A 25,873-nucleotide genomic window follows, 5' to 3' on the forward strand; every position below is an offset into this window, starting at 1 on the left:
TGCCTACTTTTGGCCCATGCAGCACACGCCGGTTCTGAAGGTTTATAAGTTCGGGGGCGCCTCCGTAAAAGATGCCGGTTCGGTTCGCAACCTGGGTCGAATTGTACGCGAGCACGCGCAGGAAAGCCAGCTCCTGATTGTGGTTTCGGCCATGGGCAAAACGACCAACGCCCTGGAGGAGCTGTTTCAGCTGGCTCACGCCGGGCAGGACTACTCCACCGCCCTGGCGGCCCTGAAGAAGTTTCACTGCGACATGGCCCGGGAGCTAAACCTCGATGCCGATGCACCCCCGGAAGCCGTTCCGCACGTGACCTTTGGCGACGTTTCGCTGGCCCGGCTGTTTGAGCAGCTTGGCGACCGGCTGGCCACGCTTGTCCCCGGGGAGTTTGACCGGCAGTACGACCAGGTGGTGAGCTTTGGGGAGCTGCTTGCCACGGTGATTGTGGCCCGGGCCCTGGCGGCGCAGTGGCTGGACTGCCGGCCCCTGCTGCGCACCGACCACACCTGGCGGGAAGGCCGGCTCGACTGGCCCACGACCGAGCGCAACGTGCGCGCCGAAGTGCTGCCCCTTTTCTCCCAAGGGCCCATCGTCACGCAGGGCTTCGTGGGCGGCACGGCCAGCGGGCAGACGACCACGCTGGGCCGGGAAGGCTCCGACTACACCGCCGCCATCTTTGCCTACTGCCTGCAGGCCGAATCGGTGACGATCTGGAAGGACGTGGCCGGCCTGCTCAACGCCGACCCCAAGGTGTTTGCCGACCCAGTGCGCTACCCGCGGATTTCCTACCAGGAAACGATTGAAATGGCCTACTACGGCGCTTCCGTCATTCACCCCAAGACCATCAAGCCGCTGGCCGTGCGCCATATCCCGCTGCTGGTAAAGTCGTTTGTGGACCCGGCGGCCGAGGGAACGCGCATCGGCGACGGGCGGCACGAGCCCCTGGCCCCGGCGTTTATCCGCAAAGACAACCAGTGTCTGATTTCGTTCGAGTCAAAGGATCTGACGTTTATTTCCGAGGAAAACCTGGAGGTGATTTTCGGCGTGCTGGCCCAGGTGCGGCTGAAGATTAACCTGATGCAGAACTCGGCCATTTCCTTTTCGGTGTGCACCGACTTTTCGGCCTACCGCCTGGAAAAGCTGCTCGACCAGCTGCGCAGCCAGTTCACGATTCACTACAACACGGACCTGGAGCTGTATACCATCAAGAACTACGATGCGACCAGCATCGCGCGGCTTACCCGGGGACGCCGGCTGCTGCTGGAGCAGCGTACCCGGCAAACCTTTCAGTTTGTGTCGCAGACGCTGCCGGCTGGCCAGGACGCGCTGCTGTAGGCGGCCTTGAGCGCGTAGACCCCAATTCAAATGCTGGGGCCAGCCTCCGTCCCGGCTGCCGGGTCTGCTCTTGATCCGTGCTCCGGTACCACGCTCCCGCCGTTTGCAGCTCGCCGCCGGCCAGTTGTAAAAGCCGCTAAACCAGGAAACTACCGGTCCGGCAGTTGTTTTTACGTTCTGTCCGGGCAAACCTTTTTGGCCGAAACGGGCTTATTGCGGTACCTTTGCGGAGAATCATTCTTATCTATGGACACTTCCTTGCCTTCTGCGCACCTGCCGGCCCCCGACCGCGACGCCCTGCACGACCGGCTGAGCCGGGCCGGCCTGCGTGCCACGCAGCAGCGGATTGTGATTCTGGAATCCCTGCTGACGCTGCCCGGGCACCCCACGGCCGAACAGGTGCACCGCCATCTGCGGCCGGCCAACCCTACCCTGTCGCTGGGCACCGTGTACAAGGCCCTGGACACCTTTGTGGAAGCCGGCCTGACCCGGCGCGTGCCGGCTGCTGAGGGCAACCGCCGCTATGACGCGGACTGCTCGGCCCACCATCACCTGTACTGCACCGACACCCAGGAGATTCTGGACTTTTGCGACCCGCAACTGGATGCGCTGATAGCCGAGTTCTTCGCGGCCCGGCAGCTGAAAGGCTTCCAGCCCCACTCCTTTTCCCTGCACATTACCGGCCGCAAAGCGTCTGAGCCCCACTAGAGCGTAGACTGATTTTTCGGAATCCGCATTTCAAGGTTTCTACCCCCGCAACTTTCCATTTTTCACTTACCCTTACCTTTTACCACCTACCATGGCAGTTCTCGTTGGCAAACGTGCTCCTTCTTTCAAGGCTACGGCCGTAATCGATGGCGAATTTGAGGAGGACTTCTCGCTCGAACGCTACCTGGGCAAGAAGCACGTCATTTTCTACTTCTATCCCGCTGACTTCACGTTTGTTTGCCCCACCGAAATCATTGCGTTTCAGGACCGCCTCGCCGAGTTTGAGGCCAAAGGCGTTGCTATTGTCGGCTGCTCCACCGATTCGCACTTCTCGCACTTTGCCTGGCTGCAGACCCCGCGCGACAATGGCGGCATCGAGGGCGTAACCTACCCGCTGGTAGCCGACGCAACCAAGACCATTGCGGCCAACTACGACGTGCTGGGCGGCCACTACGACTACAACGAGCAGGGCGAAATGACCTTCGTAGGCTCGCCCGTAGCGTACCGCGGCCTGTTCCTCATCGATAAGGACGGCATCGTGCGCCACCAGCTTGTGAATGACGGTCCGCTGGGCCGCAGCATCGACGAGGCCCTGCGCATGGTGGATGCCCTGCAGTTCTTCGAAGTTAAAGGCGAGGTGTGCCCCGCCAACTGGGAAGAAGGCAAAGAAGGCATGCAGGCCACCCGCGAGGGCGTTGCCAGCTACCTCGGCAAGCAGGCGGCTCACTAATTAGGTCTTAGAAAGACGACGCGTGAAAAGCCCCGACCAGTTGGTTGGGGCTTTTTTCGTTTTCCCCGCCTTCAAACGCGTATTTTTGCCGGCTATTCAATTACCCGATACCCAAGCTTCGAAACTTGCTTTTTCTCTACAACATTGGCGTGCGGCTCTACGCCCTGCTGCTGCAGCTTGTAGCCCCGTTCGTGCCCAAAGCCCGGCAGTGGGCTGATGGGCGGCGGAACCTGCTAACCCACATCCGGCAGGAGTTGGCGGGACAGGCCGCGCCGCGGGTGTGGTTTCACTGCGCCTCGCTCGGTGAGTTTGAGCAGGGCCGGCCGTTGCTGGAAGCCTTTGCCGCCCGGTACCCCGACTACCAGATTGTGCTGACGTTTTTCTCGCCCTCCGGCTACGAAATCCGCAAAAACTGGCCGGGCGCAGCTTACGTCTTCTACCTCCCACTCGACACCGCCGCCAATGCCCGGCAGTTTCTGGAGCTGGTGCAGCCCCGGCTGGCCGTGTTTGTCAAGTACGAGTTCTGGTACCACTTCCTCACCCAGTTGCAGCAGCGCGGCATACCAGCCATTTCCGTGTCGGCCATCTTCCGGCCCGAGCAAGCCTTCTTTAAGCCCTGGGGCAGCCTTTTCCGGCGTATCCTGGGTGGATTCGCGCACATCTTCACGCAGAACGAAGCTTCTGCTGCGCTGCTGCACACGGCCGGTATCGGGCAGGTAAGCGTAGCCGGCGACACCCGGTTCGACACGGTGCTGCGCACCGCCGCAGCCCCGCCCCGGGACCTGCCCATCGTTTCGGCCTTCACGGCCGACCAGGCGCCGGTTTTCGTCATTGGCAGCAGCTGGCCCGAAGATTTGCCCGCCCTGATTCCGCTGATGCAGCGCTACCAGCAGCAGATGCGCTTTATCGTGGCGCCCCACGAGGTAACCGTCGAAAACCTCAGCCTGGTGGAAACAGCCTTACCCGGGCAGGTTCTGCGCTACTCAGCGGCTACTGTGAGCAACGCAGCCCCGGCCCGGGTGCTGCTGATGGACAACGTGGGCCTGCTCAGCCAGCTTTACCGGTTCGGCTCCTACGCCTACATCGGCGGGGCCTTCGGCAAGGGCCTGCACAATACCCTGGAGGCCGCGGCCTTTGGGCTCCCGCTGTTCTTCGGACCGGTTTACGCCAAGTTTCAGGAAGCCCAGGACCTGGTACGCCTGGGCTGCGCCTTCCCAATAACTTCTACTGCTGAGCTGCAGGCTGCTTTCGAGCCGCTCTGGCTTGACGCCGGCACCCGCGCCGTCATTCGCGAAACCAGCCTGACGTACATTCAGCAGAAAGCCGGGGCTACTGCCACCATCATGCGCTGGCTGGAGAAAGAGATGATGAAAAGCTAGCTTTCCGCCCGTTCGAACGGTATGGGCACCAGCCGGATTCGCATCATCCGCAGTCCCAGCCGTACCTTGCAGGCGAAAACGCCCGTCTGTAGGCTCCTGAAGTTTCCGGGCAAAACCGCTCCACCCATCTTATCCCCCTCTACCACATGACCGGTACCGTTGTTAAATCTACCGGCTCCTGGTATCTGGTGCGCGAAACCAGCACGGGCAAGCTGCACCGCTGCCGCCTGCGGGGCAAGTTCAAAAACCACGACCTGAAAGTGAGCAACCCCCTGGCTGTGGGTGACCAGGTAGACTTTACGGTGGAGGAGCAGACCGAGGGCGCGGGCGTGATTCACCACATCGAGCCCCGCCGCAACTACATCATCCGCCGGTCGGTGCACAAAACCGAGCACGCCCACATCGTGGCCGCCAACCTGGACCTGGCTTTGCTGGTCGTAACGCTGGTGTCACCGGCGACGTCGTTTGGCTTTATCGACCGGTTTCTGGTGACGGCGGAGGCCTACGGGATTCCCGTGCAGCTGATCTTCAACAAAGTCGACCTGTACGATGAGGACCTGAACGACTACCAGAATCAGATTCAGAAAATGTATAAGCGCACCGGCTACGACAGTCTGCGCTGCTCGGCCGCGACGGGCGAGGGCGTGGCGGAAGTTGATGCCCTGCTGGACGGGCGGGTAACGCTGCTGTCGGGACATTCGGGCGTGGGCAAAAGCACGCTTATCAACGCCCTGGTGCCGGACCTGGATCTGAAGACGGCCGAAATCAGTGAGTTCTCGGATAAGGGCGTGCATACGACCACCTTCGCCGAGATGCTGGAAGTGCGCCCCGGCACTTACCTGATCGACTCGCCGGGCATCAAGGAGCTGGGGCTGGTCGACATTCCGCCGGCTCAGCTGGCGCACTTTTTCCCCGAGATGCGGGCCATGCTCAACCAGTGCCGCTACCACAACTGCCGGCACGTGCAGGAGCCGGGCTGCGCCGTGCGCGAAGCCGTGGACAAGGGCCGCATTGCCCTGCCCCGCTACGACAGCTACCTGAGCATGCTCGCCAACGACAACAACCGCGGATAAGCAGCTCCTTCCCGATCAGGTTAAGGCGGCGCCGATTTCCCGGGCCGAAGTAAAAACCGGCGACCGGCTCCGTCGGGTTGGTTTAGCTGGCTCGTTCCTCCAGGATGTAGCCCACGCCGTTGAGCGTGTGAATCAGCTTGGGGGTAAACTCCCGGTCAATCTTTTTGCGCAGGTAGTTCACGTACACGTCCACCAGATTGGTGCGGGTATCGAACGACAGCGCCCAGACCTTGTGCACGATTTCGTGGCGGGTGAGGGCGCGGCCCTGGTTGTGCATGAAATACTCCAGCAGCGCCAGCTCCCGGCCGGTGAGGTCGATGCGCCTGGCACCGCGCTTCACGATTTTGCTTTTGCCGTACAGCTCAAGGTCGGCCACTTTCAGCACGTTTTCCTGGGCAGCCTGGGGCCAGCGCCGGTGCAGGGCCCGCAGGCGGGCCAGCAGCTCGCCCAGCGCAAATGGCGTGACCAGATAGTCGTCAGCTCCGGCATCGAACCCGCGCAGCTTATCCTCCGTGGAGCCGGAAGAGGTGAACATGAGCACCGCCAGCTTGTCGTGGCGCTGCCGGATAAACCGGCACAACGCAAAGCCGCCGCCCGTGGGCAGATCAGCTTTCAGCAGCACGGCCGTATAGCCGGCAACCGCCAGCATCTGCCGGGCCGAGGTTTCATTCAGGGCCACGCCCACTTCCAGGCCGTGGGTTTCCAGCCCGCTTTTCAGCACGGCCGCGGCCATCAGGTCGTCTTCTACAAGTAATAACTTCATCCTCGCGTAGGGTAATGATGCCGCCGCACCGGAACGGTGGGAACGCGCCGGAATGGCGGCAGGTAATAAGCAGACACGTCGGGTGGGATGATACTCAGCTTGGGATGGTAAGCCGGACGGGAACTACGGTACTCCCAGGGCCGCGTCGCCGTCGAAGGGCGGAATGGCAATGATGGCGCCCTTGCCAGTGCTGACCGAGAAGATGGAAGGGGCCTGGTAAAGGGTGCCGGACAGCCGGCGAAGGCCTTCGGGAGCTACTTGGTAGCGGAAAATGGTGTCGTACTCGGCAAAGTCGCGGCGCACGTCCACTTCCAGGTCGCGGACCATGCCACCGTGGATGTCGTAGACCCAGCCGTGCAGGTGCAGGGCCGCACCGCGCTGATAGGCCTGCTGCACGGCTGCATTCTGGTGCAGGTGGTACACCTGCTCAACCACGTTCAACTCCACGAGGCGGCGGTACCGCTCATCCTCGGTTTCAAGCGCGCCGAGTTCGTGGTCGTGCTTGTGCATCACCTCCCGTACCGAGCTAAGCCAGCCGCTCACCACCCCCGCATCCTCGCTTTGCATGGCCGCTTTCACGCCCCGGCAGCCGTAGTGCCCGCACACGATAATGTGCTGGATGTGCAGCACGTCGACGGCGTACTGCAGCACGGACGCCAGATTCAGGTCGGTGCTGACCACCAGGTTGGCCACGTTGCGGTGCACGAACACGGTACCGGGGGCCGTACCGGTCATCTCACTGACTGCCACGTGATTGTCGGAGCAGCCAATAAACAGAAACTTCGGGGTTTGCTGGGCGGCCAGCTCGAAAAACCGCGGGTTGCGGCGCAGCTTCTCGGCCACCCAGTTGCGGTTGTTGTCGAAGAGCTTGTAATAGGCTTCAAAGTCGGCTTCCTTGCTGCTCACGTGGGGCTGGCTCGCCAGGTTTTGAGCGTAGTCGTCGCCTTTGCGCAGGAACACCAGCTGAATATTGCGCTGCCGGGCCGTTTCGCGGAAGTTCTCGATGGCGCTGAGCACGTCGCGGTCGATAAAGGCGGAGTTGGTGCCGTCGATTTCCACCGTCGTATCCGCCGGAATGTCCTTGAGCACCGTCATAATGCTGGCCTTGTTCAGAAACGACACATGCTCCCCCAGGCTGATGCGCAGGTGCTCCTGCCCGCCGACGGAGTAGCGCTGGAAGAAATGGGCGTTGCGGTAGGTTTCGCGCAGGATAAAGAACAGTCCCACCGCCGCCCCGATACCAATGCCGATGAGCAGGTCGGTCAGCAGGATGGCGACGATGGTCACCATGAAAGGCAGAAATTCGGATAGCCCGGCAGCGAAGTGCTGCCGGAAGATGCTTACCCGGGCCAGCTTATAGCCGGTGACGAGCAGGATGGCGGCTAGGGCAGCCCAGGGCACCAGGTTGAGCAGGCGCGGAAACAGCACCACGCTCAGCAGCAGCAGACTGCCATGTACAAGGGCCGCCAGCTTGGTGCGCCCACCGGCGTTGATGCTCACCGAGCTGCGCACAATCACCGAAGTCAGGGGCAGGCCGCCGAGCAGGCCGCTGATGACGTTGCCGGCACCCTGGGCCTTCAGCTCGTGGTTCGTAGGCGTTTTACGCTTGAGCGGGTCCAGCTCGTCGGTGGCTTCCACGGCCAGCAACGCCTCCAGGCTGGCCACCAGGGCAATGGAAAGCGCCACCGGGTACACCTGGGGGTTGGCGAGCTGCGAGAAGTCGGGCAGGGTGAACAGGTCCATGAAATCCGAGGCGCTTTTCGGCACCGGCAGCTGCACGAGGTGAGAGCCGGCCAAGCCGTAGGCAGGGTCCAGCAGCCCCGCCAGGGCATTGAGCCCGACTCCGAGCACAATCACGACCAGGGCAGCCGGAACTGCCGAAAGCACCGCGTGGCGCTTAAAGAAAGGCTGCTCCCAGGCCAGCAGCACGCCCAGACTCAGCACGGCAATAGCCAGGGCGGTCGGGATGAACTCCCGGATGGCATGCCCGAGCAGATCTTTAAGATTGCCCCCGTTCCAGGAAAACAAAGCCAGGGACTCGACCGCATCGGCATCGTAGCCCAGCACGTGAGGCAGCTGCTTAAGGATCAGAATAAGGCCGATGGCGGCCAGCATCCCCTTAATCACCGAAGAAGGGAAGAAGTTGCTAATCATGCCGGCTTTGGCAATGCCCATAACGACCTGCAGCAGGCCGGCCACGCAGATGGCGACCTGCAGGGTTCGGAAAGAGCCCAGCGCCTCCAGGCCGCTCACCACCACCAGAATCAGCCCGGCCTCGGGCCCGGAGATGCTTACGGCTGAGCGGCTCAGCGCCCCTACGACCAGCCCACCTACGATACCGGCAATGATGCCCGAGAAAAGCGGGGCTCCCGAGGCCAGCGCAATGCCCAGGCACAGCGGTACGGCCACCAGAAACGACACCAGGCCGCCCTGAAAATCACTCCTGAAATAGCTGAAATCCCAGGGTTTATAGGTTGATGCAACACTTTTCATTGGCTAAGAAATAGGCATGAGGGTTCCGGCACTGCTTGAAAGCAGCGAAAAAGACAAGGACAGAAAGCGGGCGGGTCGCGGAGCCGGCGGGGGAACCGGTTGTGGGCTGGTCCGAAACAGTTGAAGAAACCGGTTCGGCGGAACACGCAGCCACCGGGGGAACAGTCGGCTGGTTTTTCTACGACAAAGGTAGAGGCCCAACTCAACCGTAGAATTAAAGAGGAATTAGAAGGCTATTAGATTTCCATTAAAAAAATATTAGAGAACCAGAAGACAATCAAGCACTTGTCGGCTGCCCCGGCAACATAATTCCGCAACATGAACCCACCGGACAGATGACCGGGAAGGCAGGAAATGAAACCCTGATAGTCATGGGCTTATGCCTTCCCGCTTGGGGGCTCAACCATTGCCCAGTGGCCTGTTTTGCCTGCTACCATCCTGCGGCCTACCCCTGGCTGGCAGCTCGAAAAGGCTTTAATTTTATACTTAAAGCGCCTTAATGCCCTTAACCGGTCCTTAATGCGGAATCTTTCTTCTCTTCCCACGAACCCGGCTCTGTTCGCGCCGGGCCAACAAAAAACACCCCGCCGACCGTCTGAAAACGGGCAGCGGGGTGTTGCATAAAAAAACCCGGCAGGTCTACGCCTTTTGCTTGCGGCGGCCTTCGAGAATGCGGAAAAACGAGCGGCTGTGGATTTCGTCTTTCGTCAGGCCGGTAGCCAGCACTTCCTCTTCGGTGATGGCACCGCAGTTCATGGCTTTCAGGAAGAAGTTGAGCAGCCCCTGGCCGGTGGCAGCATCGTCGAAAATGTCGCCGGTGAGGGTGGAAATGGCGGCCCGCTCCACAAACGTCCGCAGCCGGTTCAGGGCATCGTCGTAGGAGCTCAGGAAGAAGCTGTAGGTGGCCGCGTAGCGCATCGGCAGCTGGGCCGGGTTGAGGTCCCAGCCCTGGTAGAGGCCGTTGATGAGCGAGTGCGTGGTGTGGTGGAAGCCCTGGCGCCAGGCGTTGTGCACCGACTCCCGGTTTTCGCGCAGCTGCTCGAAGCTCAGGCTCTCGCCCCGGTGCGGCCCGATGGGCATCACGTTGGTAGCGCCGTCCGACAAAAAGATGCCGGTGCCGCCCAGAGCCACTTTGGTCATGTGGTGGGCAAAGTCGCACACGGGGTGCGCCATGGTCTGGTACTTGGCCGTGATGCCCGCGGAGGCGGTGTAGTCGTAGGTGCCGAAGTGGGCGGCTACGCAGCGGCCCTCACTGGCCCGGATGATGCGCATCAGCGGGTTGCGGCCTTCCTCGTCCATGATGATCTGGGTGGCTTCCACCATCGTCTCCATCTTCAGCGTGCCGGGAGCGAGGTTGTTGGCCTTCTCCAGCAGCTCGAAAAACCGCACCATGGTGGTCATCTGCTCCGGGATGGTCACCTTGGGCAGCATCACCACGAAGTTGTCGGGCAGCTTACCGCCGGTTTCGGCCAGCAGCGTGGTCAGGAAGATGTCGAGGGTGCGGACGCCCCGGGCCTTGAGGTCCTCGGTGAAGGGCTTGATGCGGATGCCGATAAAGGGCGACAGGGTGCCCTGCTCCATGCCTTTGGCTACCTCTTTGGCGGCGCGCACGGCGGTTTCGTCTTCCTCGGCGTCGGGACGGTTGCCGAACCCGTCCTCGAAGTCCACGCGGAAGTCTTCGACCGGCTCGGTCTGCAGCTTCTGCACCATCTTGTTGTACACCGAATAGGCCAGCCAGGCGTGCTCCTGCTTGCGCTCCTCGGGGCTCATGGCATCGAGGCGGGCAGTGAGGTCGGCCACTTCTTTTTCAAGCGTGGGCAGGTGCTCGTAGCCGTGCAGCTTCAGCACCCGGGCCAGCTCGGCAAAGTTGGGGGCGTAGGTTTTCAGGTTGTTCAGGGCAATGTCGCCCATGCGCACGCAGGTGTCGGCCTTGAACAGGTTGGCGCCCCCGTACACGGTGTGCACCGGCTGGCGGTCGGGCTTGTCGCCGGGGTACACCTGCTGGAAGTGGCGGTTGGCCTCGCCGAGTTGGTCGAGCAGCTGGGCTTTGTCGGCGTCTTGGATGCTGAGTTTCATGTGGGAATTTGGTTGTCCGTTGTTAGTTGTCCGTTGTCAGGGTGCAGTTCAGCACTTTATCGGCAGGGCAGAACGCCTTGACATCAGTAATAGGCAGATGATTGTCAGGGTGCGGCCATCCGCTTTATCAGCACAAGCTGACAACGGACAACCAGCAACTGACAACTATTACTTCACGACCCGCGGTAGGTGGCGTAGCCGAAGGGGTTCAGCAGCAGGGGCACGTGGTAATGGGCGGTGGTGGCTACGTCGAACACGATTTCCACCAGCGGGTAAAAGCCGGCGGTACCGAGCCGGTCGAAGTACTCCTTGGTTTCAAACCGCATCTGGTAGATGCCCAGCGGCAGGGGCTCGTCGGTAGGCAGCAGGTTGGCAATACGGCCGTCCTGGTTCGTAACGCCCCGGGCCAGTTCCTGCCAGCCTTCCCCCCGCCGGGCCGACAGCACGATGGTAACGCCCTGGGCCGGCTTGCCGAGCGTCGTGTCAAGAATATGCGTGGTAATCTGGCTCATGCGGAAAGCAGCTTTTCGAGGCGCAGCTGGGTGATGCGGGCCTGCTCGATGGTGGCAATGTGAATCTCGTCTTCGGGCGGGTTGGGCAGGCGCTCCTGCAGCAGGGCCAGCATCTCGTCGGCGGTCTTGCCGGTAGCGCACACGATAAAGATGTAGCCGAACTTGGCTTCGTACTCCTCGTTGCCGCGGGCCAGGGCCTGCAGCGTTGCTTCCGAGGCGGCCTGCACCGCGCCCTGCTCGCCGGAGGCCCACTGGGCCGTGCTGGCAAACTTCTCACGCAGGGAGCCGACGTCCTGCCCGATCTTGGGGTGGTGCGTGAACGCCTCGCGCCAGTCGGGCTCCGAGAGGCCGTACCAGATGGCCTGGGCCCGCTCGTAGAGGGTTTCCTCGTAAGCAAATGGCGCCCCGTCCGCCACGCCCTGCACCCAGGCTTCGGCCCCGCAGCACTTGCGCAGGGCGTCTTCCAGCTCGGGCCGGGACAGGTTGTTGAGTTCAGTTAAAGTCATTTTGATAGAAACGAGGCTACACCGAAGTTGGAAAGCGGTTTACGTTCTTATAGTAGATGTACACCGAGGGCTCCTTGCCCATGGTAGTAGCCCACTGCTGGCAGTAGGGGGCCATCCAGATCGAGTCGCCTTTCTTGACCGGGTACCACTGCTGGTCGAGCATGTAGATGGCCTCGCCCTGCAGGTACAGCAGGCCGTGCTCCATGATGTGGGTTTCCACCATCGGCAGGCGGCCGCCCATATCGTAGGTAAAGATGTTCACGGCCATGTCGAAGCTCAGCTCGTTGGGCAGCAGTTCCTGGATGCGCAGCGCGTCGTCGTTCATGTAGATGGGTGCCTTGGAGTCATCTTTCTCCCCGAACACGACGGTGGGCGCGGGGTGGCCCGCCAGGGGTTCGTATACCTTATGGAAGGTCAGCAGCTGGGTGCTCTCGGTTGGGTTCTGGAAGCGGTACTCCTGCCCTACCGGCACGTACACGAACTGCCCCTTGGCCAGACTCCGGTCTTGCCCGCCGGCGCTAACCTGCACCTGGCCTTCGACGACGTAGAAGAAGATCTGCGAAGCTTCTGTCCGGCCTTCCAGCTGCCCGCCTTCCCGCAGCGTCACGATGGTCTGGCACAGCCGGGCCCCCATCTGCTCGTTGATGATGACATTGACGGTGCAGCCGGTCCAGCCGGGCACGTTGCTGTTGATGTAGCCGTCGGGGGCAATGATGGCGTGGTTGCGCTTGACAACCGAGCGGGTGAGAGCAGGTAATTCCATTTAAGCGGAGTGGTGGGTTTGGTAGTGGGTTGAAAGCAGGTGCAGGAAACGGTCGGATACGTCGATGGCGGCAGCGACGTCGGCCAGCTCCACGTTTTCCAGCGGATTATGGCTGATGCCTTTATAGCAGCGCACGAACAGCATGGTGGCCGGCGCCACGGCCGACACGGGTACGGCATCGTGGCCGGCCCCGCTCACGAGCGGCACTACCGCGTGCCCGGCTTCGCCGATGGCCTGGGCCAGCAGTTCGTTTAAGTGCGCATCGCACACGGCCGGAGCCGTCTGCTGAATCGGGTTCCAGTGAAGCGTGAGGCGGCGGCTCTCGGCAATCTGACTGGCAAGGCTGCGCAGCTCCTCATAAGCGGTGCCGAGGCAGGCGGCGTCGGCGCTGCGCAGGTCGAGGCTGCAGACGACGTCGCCGGGAATCACGTTGCTGGCCGCGCCGCGTACGTCCAGCTTGCCTACGGTAGCTACCAGCTCGGCTTTGTGGCGAAGCCCGAACTGCTCGACGGCCAGCACAAACTCGGCGGCGCCGGCCAGGGCATCCTGGCGCATATCCATCGGCACGGTACCGGCGTGACCGGCCATACCCCGCCACGTCAGCTCCACGCGCTGCTGCCCGGCAATGGCGGTGACCAACGCCACGGGAATCCTGTTTTCCCAGAGCACCGGACCCTGCTCGATGTGCGCCTCGAAGTAACCCAGCCACTGGTCGGCGGGAATAGCGTCCTGCGCCAATGCAGCCGGGTCGCCGCCCATCGTCCGGAGGGCTTCCGTGAGCGTAACGCCCTGGGCGTCGGCTTTGGTCAGCAGGGTTTGGTCGAACGAGCCGGCCACGACTTTACTGCCCAGGTAGGTGGTGTGAAACCGCACGCCCTCCTCATCGGAGAAGGCAATCAGCTCGACGTGAAACGGCAGCCCGGTTTTGGCGGCCAGCAGGTTTTCCAGCAGATCCAGCCCCAGCAGCACGCCCAGCGGTCCGTCGTACTTGCCGGCATTCACCACCGTGTCGATGTGGGAAGCAATGACCAGGGTTTTCGCCACGGGATGCCGGCTTTCCAGCCGGCCCCGCACGTTGCCGATGCTGTCGACGCGGGTAGCCAGGCCGGCCTGCTCGAACCAGCTGCGCACCAGGGCGCTGCCCCGCAGAAAAGCCGGAGTCCCGAACGTCCGCGTCACGCCGGTTTCGTCTTCACTGATGGCGGCCAGCTGGTCAATGCGCGCCAGCAGGTTCTCGGCGCGGGCAAAGGTATCTTTCACAGGGTGCTCTACTTAAAATTTAGTTCCTCGGAGGCTGCGGCCGGGGCGGATTGCTGAACCAGTCGTGCCAATCGCCACTTCAGGTCCGGCTACCGACGGGCCAGCAGCTGCCCGGAATTCGGCAACACCAGGTCCGGACGGTTGTAAACCAGCTGCCCGCGCAGGTAGGTCTGCTCTACCACGCCCCGTAACGGGCGCCCAAGATAAGGCGACACTTTGTGTTTGTGCAGAATCAGCTTTTCGGTCACCGTGAACTCGGCATCCGGATCCAGCACCAGCAGGTCGGCATCGTAGCCGTTGGCAATGCGGCCCTTGTGGTGGGACTGCCCGGCCAGCTTTGCCGGGTTTTCGCACAGCCACCGGACCAGGTCCGGCAGCGTAGCACCGCGCTGCGCAGCGGCCGTCCAGAGCACCGGCAAAGCCAGCTGTAGCGACGCAATGCCGCCCCAGGCTGTGGTGAAGTCACCCGTCTCAATCTGCTTCAGGTCCGGCGGGGCCGGGGAATGGTCGGTGGCTACGAAGTCGATGATGCCGGCCTGCAAAGCAGCCCAGAGCTGGTCGTTGTTGGCTTTTTCGCGGATGGGCGGGGCGCACTTGAACTGGGTCTGCTCATCCCGGATGTCCTCGGCGTTGAAGAACAGGTAGTGCTGCCCGGTTTCCACGGTAATCGGCAGTCCTTCGGCCTTGGCCGCCGCCAGGGGCGCAATGGAGCTGGCCGACGAGAGGTGCACAATGTGGGTGGGGCAGCCCGTTTCCCGGCACAGCCGGATCATCAGCGCCACGGCCTCATCTTCCCACTCCTTGGGCCGCGAGGCCAGGTAGTTCGGGTACGAGCGTTTGTCGCCCTGCTTCCAGGTGTCGTCTTCCGTGGTCAGCTCGCAGTGCACCAGCAGGGGCAGATTGTAGCGGGCCAGGATGGGCATCACTGCGCGCAGGTCGGCCTCGGTGGCGTTGGGAAACTCGTCGATGCCGGAGTGAGTCAGAAACGCCTTGAAACCGAGCACGCCCCGGGCAATCAGGCCTTCCACCTCACCAGCGTTGCCAGGCACGATGCCGCCCCAGAACCCGCAGTTGGTGTGCAGCTGCCCTTCGGTGGCTGCTAGCTTAAGCTCGAAATTCGTGACCGTCGTGGTGACTGGGGACGAGTTCAAGGGCATGTCGACCAGCGTGGTAAGGCCCCCGGCCAGGGCCGCGCGTGTAGCAGTATTGAAGCCTTCCCAGTCGGTGCGGCCCGGCTCGTTGATGTGCACGTGCGGGTCGATGACGCCGGGCAGCACGGCCCGGTGGCCAACGTCGGTGACGGGGCAGTCCACGGCCGCGTCGATGGGGAGCAGGTCGGCAATGCGGCCTTCGCGGATAAGAATCAGGGCGGGCCGCACTCCTTCGGGCGTGACAACGCGCTGACTTTTGAGGGCAAAATCGGACATAGAAGAAGTTTCTCTTTAAATTGGGGGCTTATTCCGGGCTGCTTCGGCCCGTGCCATTCCTCAACGGAAGCTCGTTGCCGCGAGCTTGCCGGGCAAAGCAGGTGGCGGCTCCGCAGGTCAGGCGGACCATCAGCCGGGCGGTAAGGTGGATAATTTGCGGCAGAACCTCATTCCTCCCCTGTTCCGCAGGCGCCGGCCGGCTGCCTGCCTTCGCCCGTTTTGTTCATGACTCGTTACCTGATTCTTTCCGTCGCCCTGCTGGTTTTCTTTTTCCTGGTCGGCGTCATCTACACGTTGCAGCGGGTGGCTAAAACCCACAAACGGGGCGGTAAGCTAGGCGAAAATGGCCTCACGATGCAAGGCTTCGCCTACACGCTCATCGTGGTAGCCGTGATTTACCTGCTGGCCCTGGTGTACGTGTTCGTGCAGGGCACGCCCTGGGAAGGCCACCTGATGGAGTGGATGAACATCGTAGTGCGCCTGATGCACATCACCTTTGGCATTGCCTGGATTGGGGCCTCGTTCTACTTTGTCTTCCTCGAAAACGCGCTGAACCGCACCGAAAACGTGCGCGACGAGCTGGCCGGCAACCTCTGGGCCGTGCACGGCGGGGGCTTCTACTACCTCGAAAAGTACAAGCTCGCCCCCAAGGAAATTCCCCGCGACCTGCACTGGTTTAAGTACGAAGCCTACTTCACCTGGCTGTCGGGCTTCAGCCTGCTGTTCGTGGTATACTATTTCAACGCCAGCTCCATGCTCATCGACCCCAAGGTGATGGCGCTGAGCCCCCTGGCAGGCGTTGGCATTGGCGTGGGCTCTTTCCTGGTGGCCTGGCTCGTGTACGACCTGCTCTGCAAAACCGAGCTGGTGAAGAAAGGCCCCTGGTTTGCGGCCCTGGGCTTTCTGATTGCGGCGGCCTTTGCCTGGGGCTACTGCCAGGTGTTCAGCGCCCGCGCTGCCTACATTCACTTCGGCGCCATGCTGGGCACGCTGATGGTGGCCAACGTGTTCTACATCATCATCCCGGCCCAGAAAGCCATGGTCAAGGCCGCCACCCTGGGTGAGCCCCTCGACCCGACGCTCGGCAAGAACGCCGGCCTCCGGTCGTTGCACAACAACTACTTCACCTTGCCGGTGCTGTTCGTGATGGTCAGCAACCACTTCCCGAGTACGTTCGGGCACGCCTACCCCTGGGCTATTCTGGCCGTCATTGCCCTGGGCACGGCGGGCGTAAAACACTGGCTGAACCTGAAGGAGAAAAAGCAGCTCAACGTCTGGATTCTGCCGGCTTCGGTGCTGGTGCTGCTGGCCGTGGCCTTCTACACGGCCCCGCCCAAGGCCGCCGGCAACGGCACCGCCTCCTGCGCCAAGGAAGTCAGCATCGCGGAGGTGCAGGGCATCATTCAACGGCGCTGCGTGCAGTGCCACTCGGCCCGCCCCACCGACGACGTATTCAAGTCCCCGCCGAACGGGGTGGTGTACGATACGCCCGAGGACATCATCCGCCTCAAGGACAAGATCATGCAGCGCGTGGTCGTGACCAAGACGATGCCCCAGAACAACAAAACCGAGATGACCCAGGAAGAGCGGGACCTGATTGCGTGCTGGATTAACCAGGGAGCGCAGAACAAATAGCTTCTGGTTTTCGGATCAGGCGGTAATGTTCCCCTCCTTATTTTCAAGGAGGGGTGGCCGCAGGCCGGGGTGGTTATAAAGGCGGTCATCCTGAGCTCTGCGAACCGAAGGTCGACGTAGTCAAGGACCTTCTCAGGGTTGGCCGTGTCGTTGTTATGAGTATCGTTCAGCCGCTAGTCGTTCTTCGGTGCTAAGGTCCTTCGTCGCCGCTTGATGCGCGGAATGCTCAGGATGACATTTAGCACCCCAACATCAGCAACGACGTCAACCACCCCTAACCCCTCCTCTTCTGAGGAGGGGAACTGCGGACTACAGGGCTCAGGCTTCGTCCGGAACTACCACTCCGGACCGCTCCCGATTCCTGTCGGCTTCGCCCGCTACTACCAGAAACCCATAGCCGAAAATGAACAGATTGAGGCTGATCTGCAGGCTGAGCACGTCGGCCCAGAGCATGACGGTGGCCTGGAGCAGGATGAAAAAGCCGATGTAGGCGTTGCGCCGCGCCCAGCTTCGGGTCAGCGGCCAGAGCAGCACCGCCAGCCACACCAGCAGCCCCACGATGCCGCCGCCCAGCAGGGCTTCGATGTACTGGTTGTGCACGTCGACCCGGTTTTCGACCCGCAGGCCGAAATCCTCCCAGCTGTACTGGTCCATCAGGGCCGCGTGGGTGTCGGCGGGGCCCACGCCCAGCAGCCAGTTTTTGCGAATCACGTTGCCCGCCGTTTCCAGCGCGGCCAGCCGCCGGGCCAGGGAGTAGTCATTGATGTCGTGCCCGAGCGTGTACTGCTGCACGTCCCAGATGGTGGAATCCACCCGCTCCCGCACCGAGTTGAGCGTACGGTAGGCCAGCCAGGGCCCCGCGGCTACTAGCAGCAGCAAGCCGATTCCTACCAGCGCCTGCCGGCGGCGGCCCAGCAGCGGCAGAGCGTAGGCCAGCAGACCGGTGTAAAGTAGCACCAGCCCGGTCCGGTATGCCAGCACATGCACGGTGAGCGCGCAGGTTAGCGCCGCCCCGAGCATAAGCCCCCGCAGGCCCCGGTTCGCCAGGGGGTGACGGCGCAGCAGCAGCCCCCAGAAAAAGCTGAGCGCCAGCATCAGCCCAAAGGAAATGTGAAAGATGCGGGTAACGGCCTGCATGTTCTGCCCCACCCGAATGGCCTCGTTGGCCGCCGCCGGGTCAATTAAATACTTGGCCATCGTAGCCAGCCCAACCACGGCGGTTCCAAAAACAAAGAAGGCGCCTACGAAAAGCCGCTGCGAAGCTGAGAGCGGCACGGCCAGGGTAAAGGCCAGAGGCACGGCAATCCAGGGCAGGTAGCGGAAGACCTCGTGCCGCCACGCCGCCCAGTCGCTGGTATACAGGCTGGTCAGCAGCAGAAAAGCCACCAGGGCCAGGGCCCGCATGGCCGCGCCGTTGCGGTAGTAGCCGGGCAGGTCGCGCCGCAGGTTCGGATTCGTCAGCACCGCCAGAATGCCTACCAGCGGACCAATTGCCACAAATGAGCGGGCCGCCAGCAGCCCGGCCACCGACCCGATGCAGGCCACCCACAGCAGCACCTGGGAAAGACGGCCGGAATGATAGGACTGCACCAGATTCAGCACGGGAAGGGGTAGTTTTTCAGGCGCTGGCGCACTGAAATAGTGAAATAGGTCAACGGCCGGTGCCTGCCGGCCGAGCAGCGGAGGACCGGGGTAAACCGGCTTTTTCGGCGCCCGGTCCCGATTCCTGCCTTGCAATGTAGCAAAACAACCTGGGCCGTTAGCTCAGCTTTTAGGGGCGTTGCGCACGGCAATCAGCTGCGCGGCAATGCTGACGGCAATTTCCTCGGGCGTCTGGCTGTGGATGGGCAGACCGACCGGGGCGTGCAGGCGGGTGAGCAGCGCCTCGTCGATGCCCTCGGCCCGGTAGTCGGCCAGCATCTTTTCAATCTTCTTGCCACTACCCAGCACCCCCAGAAAGCGCAGCTCTTTGGTCAGCAAAGCCCGCAGCGCTACGTCGTCGGTGCGGTAGCCAAAGGTCATGATGACCACGTACTGCCCAGGGCCGGCCGGAATCAGCTTCGCCAGCTCAGCATAGGTCCCGACCGCAGTTTTCTGGTGGGCGAAGCCGTTTTCGAGAAAGGTATTCAGCTCCGCGCGGTCCTCGTAGAGGTGCACCCGGAAATTCAGCTGCCGCATCATCCCCGATAATGCCAGGGAGCAGTGGCCCCCGCCGATAATGTGCAGATGGTGCCGCAAGCCCAGCGTTTCCGCGTACTGCCACGTTCCATCGGGAGCCTGCTCAAACTGAAATTTAGAACCGGACCGGACCTCCGCCGAAAATCCGAGGCCGTCCGCCGACAGGGTAAGCGTACCGCTTCCCTCCTGCTCCAAACACCGGAGAATAACGGCCACGGCGGCCGCGTCTGCGACCTGCATGGGGTACAGGGCAATGGTCTGCTCGCCGGAACAGATCATGCCGCTCTGGTCCTGGGGCGCGGTTTTGTTGTGCACCTGCCGCCGTACCACCGGCTCCGCGGCCGACTGCGTTAGTCGTTCCCGGGCCAGCTGCACAAACTTATGCTCCATAATGCCGCCCCCGATCGAGCCCTGCATTTCGCCCCGGGCATTCACCGCCATCCGAAAGCCCTGGCGGCCGGGGCTGCTACCCTGGCTGCCGACAACTTGCAGCAGCATCACGGGCACTTCATCGGCCAGACTCGCGCTAATGAGTTGCCAGACGGCTAAGGCTCGGTTCATGCGGTTCGGTCACGGCCGGAGTTGGCTGGGGATACAGCGCCAGCAGCACTTTTTCAGGCGTCATCGGCGCATCGAAGCCCACCGGAGAGGTCGGGTTGAAGGCCTTGATGGCGTTGCGGAGCGCAAAGTAGGTGCCGATGCCGTACATCAGCGGGGGCTCTCCCACAGCCTTGGACCGGAAGATGGCCAAGTTGTCGGTATCGGTTTGCAGGGGCTCGATGGCAATTTCGGCGGGCACCGAGTAGAGGTCGGGCACCTTGTAGGTCGACAGCGTATTGGAGCGCAGGCGGCCGGTTTTGTCGTAGAGCAGCTCCTCCATCGTCATCCAGCCAATGCCCTGCACGATGCCGCCCTCGATCTGCCCACGGTCCACGGCCGGGTTCATGCTCTGGCCGTAGTCGTGCACGGCCCGCACCGCGTCCACGGTATAGGTGCCGCGCAGGCAGTCGACCGTGACGGTGTTGATGGACGTGCCGTAGACGTGGTAGGCAAACGGGTGGCCCTTCTCGGTGCGCTTGTCGAAGTGCACGTCGGGCGTGGCGTAGTGGGCGTGCTCGGAGAGGCTGACCCGGCGCAGGAACGTGGCCGTGACGAGCTTCTTCCAGTCCAGCTCGGTAGGCTTGCCGTGCAGCAGCACCTGCTCGTTTTTCAGCTCGATGGCGTCAACCGTAGCGTTCAGCTCCAGGGCGGCTACCTCCCGTAGGCGGCCGGCAATGGCCTCGCAGGCCAGCTGCACGGCCTTGCCGTTGAGGTCGGCGGCGGCGCTGGCCGCGGTGGGCGAGGTATTAGCAATGCGGTTGGTGCTGGTGGTTTGCAGGCGCACCTTGTCGGGGCTGATGCTGAGCACCCGGGCCGCGACCTGCAGCATCTTCGTGTTGACTCCCTGCCCCATTTCCACGGCCCCGGTGCTGACCTTCACGCTGCCGTCGTAGTAGACGTGCACGAGGGCCCGGGCCTGGTTCATCGAGGTGTTAGTAAAGGAGATGCCGAAGCAGATGGGCATCAGCGCCAGTCCCTTTTTCACCATCGGGCTCTGCGCGTTAAAGGAAGCCACTTCCTTTTTCAGCGTTTCCAGGTTGTAAAGCTCCTCGGCGCGGGTCCAGCAGGCCCGAGCCTCGCTCACGGCCTTCTGTCCGTACGGAAACTCGTCCCCGGTTTTGTTGAGGTTCTTTTTCTGAATTACCTCCGCCTCCACGCCCAGCTGCTCGGCTGCCTGGTTGATGGCCGACTCCATCACAAACTTGGCCTGGGGTCCGCCAAAGCCGCGGAAGGCGGTGTTGGGCGGCAGGTGGGTGCGGCAGCTGTAGGCCGTGGCCCGCACGTTGGGCACGAAGTAGGTGCTGGTAGCATGAAATAGCGTGCGCTCCATAATGGCCGGCGAAAGGTCGGCGGCAGCCCCCGCGTTCTGGTAGTAGTCGGCTTCAAAGGCGACGAACTTCAGGTCCTTGTCCAGGCCCAGGCGGAAGTCGGTGGAGTACGGGTGGCGCTTGCCGGTCATGGCCATGTCCTCCATGCGGTGCAGCACGTACTTGACCGGCTTGCGCAGGATGTGGGCCGCCAAAGCCACCAGGGCCACCCAGGCATTGGCCTGGTCTTCCTTGCCGCCAAAGCCCCCGCCGAGGCGGATTACGTCGACTTCGAGCTGGTGCATCGGTACGCCCAGCACCCGGGAGGCAGCCCGCTGGCTGGCCGTGGGACTCTGAGTTGAGGAGTAGATCTTCAGCCCCTCGTTTTCCTCCGGAATGGCGTAGGCGGCCTGAGTTTCGATGTAGAGGTGCTCCTGCCCGTTCGAGTCGGCGCGGCCTTCTATGATGTGGGCGCACTGGCTCCAGGCCGCGTCGGGGTCGCCGAGGCGGAAGGTGCGCGGGGGCACAATCAGCTCGCCCTGGGCGTGGGCTTCACGCGGGTCGGTGATGACCGGCAGCGGGGTGATGTCAACCTTGATTTTACGAACCGCTGCGTGGGCCGCCGCCTCCGACGTAGCCACCACGAAGGCAATGGGCATTCCGCAGAAATCCACCACGTGCTCGGCCAGCAGCGGCTCATCGGGAATGATGCCGCCAATCTGGTTTTCGCCGGTAATATCCTGGTAGGTGAAGATGCGCACTACGCCCGGGTGGGCGGCGGCATCGGCCAGGTGCAGGTGCTCGATATGCCCGTGCGCTACCGGGGAGCCAAAAGCGGCTCCGAACAGCGTGCCGGCCACCAGCGGAATATCGTCGACGTAAATCGACCTGCCGGTAGTGTGATTGCCTGAGTCTATGTTTTTCATGGGTGTTTTTTTGAGCTGTAAGCTTCAAGCGGCAAGCTTTTGTCGTCCTCTCATTCTTGACCTGTCGTCCTGAGCCCCGCGAAGGACCTTATCAGGTTTGAACGATTGACGTAACAACGAATCGTTGTTCAGTAATAAGGTTCCTCGGCTGGCGCTGGACGACAGATGAAGGACAACTGGAAGAAAAGCTTGCGGCTTGAAGCTTGAAGCCTACAGCTCTTTAACTGACCAGCTCCAGGGCGTTGAGGTGGGGAAACAGGGCGAGGAAATGGCCTTTCAGCAGCTGGCCCAGCAGCAGGCGCTTGTAGGTCTCGGTGCCGCGGGCGTCGCTGATGGGTGAAATTTCCGTCTGGGCCACGGCTACGGCCTGCTGAATAAGGGCTTCCGTCAACGGTTTGCCGACCACGAAGGCCGAGGTTTTGGGCAGGTACATCGGCACCGGCCCTACCCCGCCGGCCGAAAAGCTGGCGGCGGTAACCACGTGGCCGTCGGCCGCCAGCACGCAGGCGGAGTTCACGCTGGCAATGTCGAGGTGGGTGCGCTTGCTGACTTTCTCGAAGTTAAACCGGGTTGCCGGGGCGGGCAGCTCGAAGCTGATGCGGGCAATGGTTTCGTCGGCCGTCTTGGCCAGGGTCTTATAGCCCTGGTAAAGCTGCCGCAGGGGCAGCGTGCGGCTGCTCACGCCATCATTAAGGGTGAGTGTGGCGTCGAGGGCCAGGAAGATGATGGTCAGGTCGCCGATGGGTGAGGCATTCACGAAGTTGCCGGCTACCGTGGCCATGTTTCGGATGGGCGTCGACGAGACCAGCTTCAGGAACGGGCGGAACGCCGGGAAGTGGCTTTTGAACACGTCCGACTCGGCCATGTCGGTTACCGTGGCGGCCCCACCGATAACGCAGCGGGTGCCTTCCAGCGTGATGCCCTTCAGGCCGGTGTTGTTGAGCAGGAAGCGGTTGGCCGACTCCACCATTTCGGCGTGCTTCTGCACGTAGAGGTCGGTGCCCCCACCCACGGTCTGGATAGCCTGGGCCGCGGCCTGACCGTTGGAATGACCGTTCGGGGCGGGCAGGTTTTGCAGGCGGGCCTTGATGCCGGCGAAATACTCAGGCAGGATCTGCTGTTGGGCCACAAACTCGGCCGGATCGGTGTCCTGACGGTCGGCCAGCAGGCCGGCCACGCGCAGAGCGGCCCGCTCGATGCTCTTGTAGCCGGTGCAGCGGCAGATGTTGCCGTCGATGGCGGCCAGGGCGTGCTGGGGCGTGGGCGCGTGGTGGCTCAGGCACAGCCCGGCCAGCGACATCACGAAGCCCGGCGTGCAGAACCCGCACTGCGTAGCCGACTCGTCCACCATGGCCTGCTGAATCGGGTTCAGCCCTTCCTGGTTGATGCCTTCGATGGTGACCACGTGCTTGCCCTGCACGTTGGCCAGGGGCGTGAGGCAGGACGTAAACGAGCGGTAGCGGAGCTGATCCTGCTGGGGCTCGCCGATCAGGACGGTGCAGGCCCCGCAGTCGCCTTCGCGGCAGCCGATCTTGGTGCCCGTCAGGCGCTGGTCGTAGCGGATGTAGTCGAGCAACAGGGCGCCGGCCGGCAAATCAGTGCTTACTTCCCGGTTGTTGAGGATGAATTGTATCAAGGCAATAGTACTTCAGGTTATAGGCAAGATACTCATTTCGCTTCGTATATGCGGGATGCATTTACGCAGCTGGTTTCCCGAGCCGGCTTCGGGGTTGGGAAACAGGATTTTACAGGAAAGATCAACCTTAAAAAAATGCCTCTGGGAAAGAGTCCCCGGATGCGGCATAAAGCGGCAGATGCTGTTGAACAAGAACGTCATTCCGAGCGCAGTCGAGGAATCTCGCTCGCTTCGTTGGATTCGTAATTCATCATCAGCACGCGAGCTGCTTCGCCTTTGGCTCTGCATGACCGCCTTTTGATTTTGTACGCACAAAAAAGCCCGGCCATGCGGGGCCGGGCTTTTCAAACCGAGTAAACAAAGCGCCTACTGGGCCGGCGCCGGGGGCAGCAATACCTGGTCGATGACGTGGGTAACGCCGTTGCTGGAAATCACGTCGGGAATCTGCACGGTGGCGTTGTTGACCATCACCTTGCCATCTTTTACCGACACCTTGAGCTTTTCGCCCTGCACGGTGGTCAACTCCTGCCCGTCGCGCAGGTCGGCAGCCAGCAGTCGGCCGGGAATGACGTGGTAGGTGAGCACCCCTTTCAGCTTGTCCTTGCTTTCGGGCTTCATCAGGCCGGCCACTGCTCCCTTGGGCAGCTGATCGAAAGCGGCGTTGGTGGGGCCGAATACGGTATAGGGGCCTTCGCCACTGAGCGTTTCCACCAGGCCGGCCTGCTTGACGGCGGCTACCAGGGTGCTCACGCTCGGCGCGTTGCTGGCATTCGCCACAATGGTTTTGTCGCCAGTCATGGCGACGCCGTCTACCATCACGCCGTCGGGCTTCGCCATCCGGGCCGAGTCGATGGGCATGGCGGCCGAGTCCTGCACCGCCTTTATTTCGGCGGCCGTCTGGGTTTCGCTGCCCCGGTCGGAGCCGCAGCTGCTCAGGCCGGCGGCCAGCAGGCAGGTGGTCGAGAAAGCCAGGGCGGCGGTTCGGAAATTCTGCTTCATGCGAAAAGGGTTGGGTGTTGAAAGTGGGCGAAAAATACGGGCGCCGGCGTCATAACCAACGGCTTGGCCGGCGGCCGGGTTTGTTTACGAACCTCAGGGACCGGCTGGATGTTTATGGCCCGGGCCGATTGGCTACCTTTGGCCCGCCGCTTTGCCGGCATCGTGCCTTCATTTACTACCACTACCCACCCTTCCCATGAAAACTGCCGAAATCCACACCACGCACGGCGTAATGAAAGTTGAGTTCTTTGAGCAGGACGCGCCCAACACCGTCAAGAATTTTACCGACCTGGCCAAGAAAGGCTTCTACGACGGCCTGAAGTTTCACCGCGTCATCCCGAACTTCGTGGTGCAGGGCGGCTGCCCCAACTCCCGCGACGGTGCCAAGGGCGCGCCCGGCACCGGCGGCCCCGGCTACAAGATTGACTGCGAGCTGAAAGGCGGCAACCAGTACCACGACCGCGGCGTGCTGAGCATGGCCCACGCCGGCCGCAACACCGGTGGCTCCCAGTTCTTTATCGTGCACAGCCGCCAGAACACCGCCCACCTCGACCGCAACCACACCGTGTTCGGCAAAGTGGTGGAGGGCCTCGATATTATCGACCAGATCCGGGCCAACGACGAGATTCAGAAGATTGTCGTGAGCGAAGAGGCGTAAGCCTGTTTCCTGCCAACCAATGAAAAGGCCTTCCTGGTAGCAGGAAGGCCTTTTTCTGTATACACCAGTAGCTTCCGGCAGCCGGGAGCTACTTCTGCTGAAAGATCCAGCGGATGCCCGCTTGCGCCGGCTTATGATGCGGGCGGTGCAGCATGCGCTTGGTTTTGCTGCTGAACAAAAAGATGGGCCGCTTCGTGGGTACGGCGGCCGTAGCGCTCAGGCCGGCAGTCAGCAGCACCAGAAATAGCAGCAGGCAAGCAAATCGGGTGGTGACAAAAGCAGCCATAAGGCGTTGACAAGTAAGGGTTGTATGAAGACGAGGGATGCAAAGAAACACTTCTACCCGGTGCGGGGCCCGGAATTTAGTTTAACCAGCCTGATTTCTCGGTCAAGGCCGCTATTTCCGCTTCCAATGTAGCGAATGACCTTCGTTCGCGACGGTGAACCCGGTAGCTTCGCCGGCAAGACTCCCGGTCGCAAAGGGCAGCCTTGCTGCTATACGTCAGGAACTAAGCCGCCGTGGCCCGAGGGACCGGACTGACTACTTCTGGAAAATCCACTTGCAGCCGGGCTTGTAGCGTTTGTAGTTGGGACGGTGAATCGTACGGCCGGACTTTTTGCCTTTGCCGAAGATCAGGTCCGTAGTGCTGGCTGCCGCGGCGGAAGCGCTCAGACCCGAACCAAGCAGGGCCAGAATCAGCAGGAACGAAGCGAAGCGGGCAGTAGCAGAAGCAGTCATAGCAAAAAGGAAGGCTGGAAGCGTTGTTGATCAGTTGATTATCCCGGTTGGATGATGCAAAGCAACGGCAGCCTCCAAAGCCAAACCGGGATTTTGGGTGAGCCCTCTCGTTCGCTGTGCCAACGACCCGTTCTTCTTTCCGAATGAATTATACAACTGCCCCTACACACGG

Annotated in this window: 22 protein-coding genes; 7 read left to right on the top strand and 15 right to left on the bottom strand. The window is 62.1% G+C overall.

From position 1 onward, the window contains the following. The first annotated feature begins 16 nt into the window (after positions 1 to 16). The 5 genes from LJY25_RS01395 (at position 17) to rsgA (ending at position 5,223) form a co-directional block, all read left to right on the top strand. Positions 17 to 1,333, top strand: a complete 1,317-nt coding sequence (locus tag LJY25_RS01395; RefSeq protein WP_227606431.1) for an aspartate kinase — start codon at positions 17 to 19, stop codon at positions 1,331 to 1,333. Between the two features lie 246 nt (positions 1,334 to 1,579). Next, positions 1,580 to 2,041, top strand: coding sequence for a Fur family transcriptional regulator (locus LJY25_RS01400; RefSeq protein ID WP_227606432.1), 462 nt, complete (start codon positions 1,580 to 1,582; stop codon positions 2,039 to 2,041). A gap of 91 nt (positions 2,042 to 2,132) precedes the next feature. Continuing rightward, on the top strand, positions 2,133 to 2,771 hold the full coding sequence (locus LJY25_RS01405; protein WP_227606433.1) for a peroxiredoxin: 639 nt from the start codon (positions 2,133 to 2,135) through the stop codon (positions 2,769 to 2,771). 125 nt (positions 2,772 to 2,896) lie between these two features. Beyond that, entirely contained in the window at positions 2,897 to 4,150 is a 1,254-nt protein-coding gene (locus tag LJY25_RS01410) for a 3-deoxy-D-manno-octulosonic acid transferase (protein WP_227606434.1), read from the top strand. Between the two features lie 146 nt (positions 4,151 to 4,296). Further along, positions 4,297 to 5,223, top strand: a complete 927-nt coding sequence (rsgA, locus tag LJY25_RS01415) for a ribosome small subunit-dependent GTPase A (RefSeq protein ID WP_227606435.1) — start codon at positions 4,297 to 4,299, stop codon at positions 5,221 to 5,223. 82 nt (positions 5,224 to 5,305) lie between these two features. On the opposite strand, the gene LJY25_RS01420 is transcribed toward rsgA, so the two are convergent. The 8 genes from LJY25_RS01420 to allB form a co-directional block, all read right to left on the bottom strand. Beyond that, entirely contained in the window at positions 5,306 to 5,986 is a 681-nt protein-coding gene (locus LJY25_RS01420) for a response regulator transcription factor (protein ID WP_227606436.1), read from the bottom strand. 123 nt (positions 5,987 to 6,109) lie between these two features. Then, positions 6,110 to 8,479 (bottom strand): SulP family inorganic anion transporter, encoded by a 2,370-nt coding sequence (locus LJY25_RS01425; RefSeq protein ID WP_227606437.1) that lies wholly within the window; start codon positions 8,477 to 8,479, stop codon positions 6,110 to 6,112. A gap of 639 nt (positions 8,480 to 9,118) precedes the next feature. Beyond that, positions 9,119 to 10,555, bottom strand: a complete 1,437-nt coding sequence (locus LJY25_RS01430) for a DUF6986 family protein (protein ID WP_227606438.1) — start codon at positions 10,553 to 10,555, stop codon at positions 9,119 to 9,121. Between the two features lie 173 nt (positions 10,556 to 10,728). Next, positions 10,729 to 11,067: a hydroxyisourate hydrolase gene (uraH, locus tag LJY25_RS01435; protein WP_227606439.1), complete on the bottom strand. Its 339-nt coding sequence runs from the start codon at positions 11,065 to 11,067 to the stop codon at positions 10,729 to 10,731. Further along, positions 11,064 to 11,573 carry a 2-oxo-4-hydroxy-4-carboxy-5-ureidoimidazoline decarboxylase gene (uraD, locus tag LJY25_RS01440; RefSeq protein ID WP_227606440.1) on the bottom strand — a complete coding sequence of 170 codons (510 nt, stop codon included), beginning with the start codon at positions 11,571 to 11,573 and terminating at the stop codon, positions 11,064 to 11,066. The genes uraH and uraD overlap by 4 nt, the downstream gene beginning before the upstream one ends. Positions 11,574 to 11,589: 16 nt before the next feature. After that, positions 11,590 to 12,336 carry a (S)-ureidoglycine aminohydrolase gene (gene allE / locus LJY25_RS01445; protein ID WP_227606441.1) on the bottom strand — a complete coding sequence of 249 codons (747 nt, stop codon included), beginning with the start codon at positions 12,334 to 12,336 and terminating at the stop codon, positions 11,590 to 11,592. Then, positions 12,337 to 13,596, bottom strand: a complete 1,260-nt coding sequence (locus LJY25_RS01450) for an allantoate amidohydrolase (RefSeq protein WP_227606442.1) — start codon at positions 13,594 to 13,596, stop codon at positions 12,337 to 12,339. It abuts the gene before it with no gap. An 89-nt stretch (positions 13,597 to 13,685) separates the two neighbouring features. Continuing rightward, positions 13,686 to 15,023: an allantoinase AllB gene (gene allB / locus LJY25_RS01455; RefSeq protein WP_227606443.1), complete on the bottom strand. Its 1,338-nt coding sequence runs from the start codon at positions 15,021 to 15,023 to the stop codon at positions 13,686 to 13,688. A 225-nt stretch (positions 15,024 to 15,248) separates the two neighbouring features. On the opposite strand from allB, the gene LJY25_RS01460 reads away from it, so the two are divergent. Beyond that, positions 15,249 to 16,658, top strand: a complete 1,410-nt coding sequence (locus LJY25_RS01460) for a urate hydroxylase PuuD (protein ID WP_227606444.1) — start codon at positions 15,249 to 15,251, stop codon at positions 16,656 to 16,658. Between the two features lie 318 nt (positions 16,659 to 16,976). Here the strand turns inward: LJY25_RS01460 and LJY25_RS01465 are convergent, their stop codons facing one another. The 5 genes from LJY25_RS01465 to LJY25_RS01485 all read right to left on the bottom strand — a co-directional run bounded on the left by LJY25_RS01465 (position 16,977) and on the right by LJY25_RS01485 (position 24,304). Beyond that, the gene (locus LJY25_RS01465) at positions 16,977 to 18,260 is read right to left on the bottom strand and encodes an O-antigen ligase family protein (protein ID WP_227606445.1); all 1,284 of its coding nucleotides are present in this window, start codon (positions 18,258 to 18,260) and stop codon (positions 16,977 to 16,979) included. Between the two features lie 162 nt (positions 18,261 to 18,422). Continuing rightward, the gene (locus tag LJY25_RS01470; RefSeq protein ID WP_227606446.1) at positions 18,423 to 19,397 is read right to left on the bottom strand and encodes an XdhC family protein; all 975 of its coding nucleotides are present in this window, start codon (positions 19,395 to 19,397) and stop codon (positions 18,423 to 18,425) included. Then, the gene (locus LJY25_RS01475) at positions 19,363 to 21,669 is read right to left on the bottom strand and encodes a xanthine dehydrogenase molybdopterin binding subunit (protein ID WP_227606447.1); all 2,307 of its coding nucleotides are present in this window, start codon (positions 21,667 to 21,669) and stop codon (positions 19,363 to 19,365) included. Before LJY25_RS01475 ends, LJY25_RS01470 begins: the two co-directional genes overlap by 35 nt. A 220-nt stretch (positions 21,670 to 21,889) precedes the next feature. Next, positions 21,890 to 23,305, bottom strand: a complete 1,416-nt coding sequence (locus LJY25_RS01480) for an FAD binding domain-containing protein (RefSeq protein WP_227606448.1) — start codon at positions 23,303 to 23,305, stop codon at positions 21,890 to 21,892. Between the two features lie 366 nt (positions 23,306 to 23,671). After that, positions 23,672 to 24,304, bottom strand: coding sequence for a fasciclin domain-containing protein (locus tag LJY25_RS01485; protein ID WP_227606449.1), 633 nt, complete (start codon positions 24,302 to 24,304; stop codon positions 23,672 to 23,674). 196 nt (positions 24,305 to 24,500) lie between these two features. Between LJY25_RS01485 and LJY25_RS01490 the strand changes: the two genes are divergently transcribed. Beyond that, positions 24,501 to 24,962 carry a peptidylprolyl isomerase gene (locus tag LJY25_RS01490; RefSeq protein WP_227606450.1) on the top strand — a complete coding sequence of 154 codons (462 nt, stop codon included), beginning with the start codon at positions 24,501 to 24,503 and terminating at the stop codon, positions 24,960 to 24,962. 88 nt (positions 24,963 to 25,050) lie between these two features. Here LJY25_RS01490 and LJY25_RS01495 read toward each other — a convergent pair whose 3' ends face one another. Both LJY25_RS01495 and LJY25_RS01500 read right to left on the bottom strand, forming a co-directional pair. Further along, positions 25,051 to 25,248: a hypothetical protein gene (locus tag LJY25_RS01495; protein ID WP_227606451.1), complete on the bottom strand. Its 198-nt coding sequence runs from the start codon at positions 25,246 to 25,248 to the stop codon at positions 25,051 to 25,053. Positions 25,249 to 25,503: 255 nt separating this feature from the next. Further along, positions 25,504 to 25,701 carry a hypothetical protein gene (locus tag LJY25_RS01500; protein ID WP_227606452.1) on the bottom strand — a complete coding sequence of 66 codons (198 nt, stop codon included), beginning with the start codon at positions 25,699 to 25,701 and terminating at the stop codon, positions 25,504 to 25,506. Positions 25,702 to 25,873: the final 172 nt, after the last annotated feature.

Source organism: Hymenobacter translucens (assembly GCF_020685205.1).
GTDB lineage: Bacteria > Bacteroidota > Bacteroidia > Cytophagales > Hymenobacteraceae > Hymenobacter > Hymenobacter translucens.

Coding starts and splice junctions, on each gene's coding strand:
- LJY25_RS01395 (WP_227606431.1), top strand. CDS start 17: ATGCAGCACACGCCGGTTCTGAAGGTTTATAAGTTCGGGGGCGCCTCC.
- LJY25_RS01400 (WP_227606432.1), top strand. CDS start 1,580: ATGGACACTTCCTTGCCTTCTGCGCACCTGCCGGCCCCCGACCGCGAC.
- LJY25_RS01405 (WP_227606433.1), top strand. CDS start 2,133: ATGGCAGTTCTCGTTGGCAAACGTGCTCCTTCTTTCAAGGCTACGGCC.
- rsgA (WP_227606435.1), top strand. CDS start 4,297: ATGACCGGTACCGTTGTTAAATCTACCGGCTCCTGGTATCTGGTGCGC.
- LJY25_RS01420 (WP_227606436.1), bottom strand. CDS start 5,986: ATGAAGTTATTACTTGTAGAAGACGACCTGATGGCCGCGGCCGTGCTG.
- LJY25_RS01425 (WP_227606437.1), bottom strand. CDS start 8,479: ATGAAAAGTGTTGCATCAACCTATAAACCCTGGGATTTCAGCTATTTC.
- LJY25_RS01430 (WP_227606438.1), bottom strand. CDS start 10,555: ATGAAACTCAGCATCCAAGACGCCGACAAAGCCCAGCTGCTCGACCAA.
- uraH (WP_227606439.1), bottom strand. CDS start 11,067: ATGAGCCAGATTACCACGCATATTCTTGACACGACGCTCGGCAAGCCG.
- uraD (WP_227606440.1), bottom strand. CDS start 11,573: ATGACTTTAACTGAACTCAACAACCTGTCCCGGCCCGAGCTGGAAGAC.
- allE (WP_227606441.1), bottom strand. CDS start 12,336: ATGGAATTACCTGCTCTCACCCGCTCGGTTGTCAAGCGCAACCACGCC.
- allB (WP_227606443.1), bottom strand. CDS start 15,023: ATGTCCGATTTTGCCCTCAAAAGTCAGCGCGTTGTCACGCCCGAAGGA.
- LJY25_RS01460 (WP_227606444.1), top strand. CDS start 15,249: ATGACTCGTTACCTGATTCTTTCCGTCGCCCTGCTGGTTTTCTTTTTC.
- LJY25_RS01470 (WP_227606446.1), bottom strand. CDS start 19,397: ATGAACCGAGCCTTAGCCGTCTGGCAACTCATTAGCGCGAGTCTGGCC.
- LJY25_RS01475 (WP_227606447.1), bottom strand. CDS start 21,669: ATGAAAAACATAGACTCAGGCAATCACACTACCGGCAGGTCGATTTAC.
- LJY25_RS01485 (WP_227606449.1), bottom strand. CDS start 24,304: ATGAAGCAGAATTTCCGAACCGCCGCCCTGGCTTTCTCGACCACCTGC.
- LJY25_RS01490 (WP_227606450.1), top strand. CDS start 24,501: ATGAAAACTGCCGAAATCCACACCACGCACGGCGTAATGAAAGTTGAG.
- LJY25_RS01495 (WP_227606451.1), bottom strand. CDS start 25,248: ATGGCTGCTTTTGTCACCACCCGATTTGCTTGCCTGCTGCTATTTCTG.
- LJY25_RS01500 (WP_227606452.1), bottom strand. CDS start 25,701: ATGACTGCTTCTGCTACTGCCCGCTTCGCTTCGTTCCTGCTGATTCTG.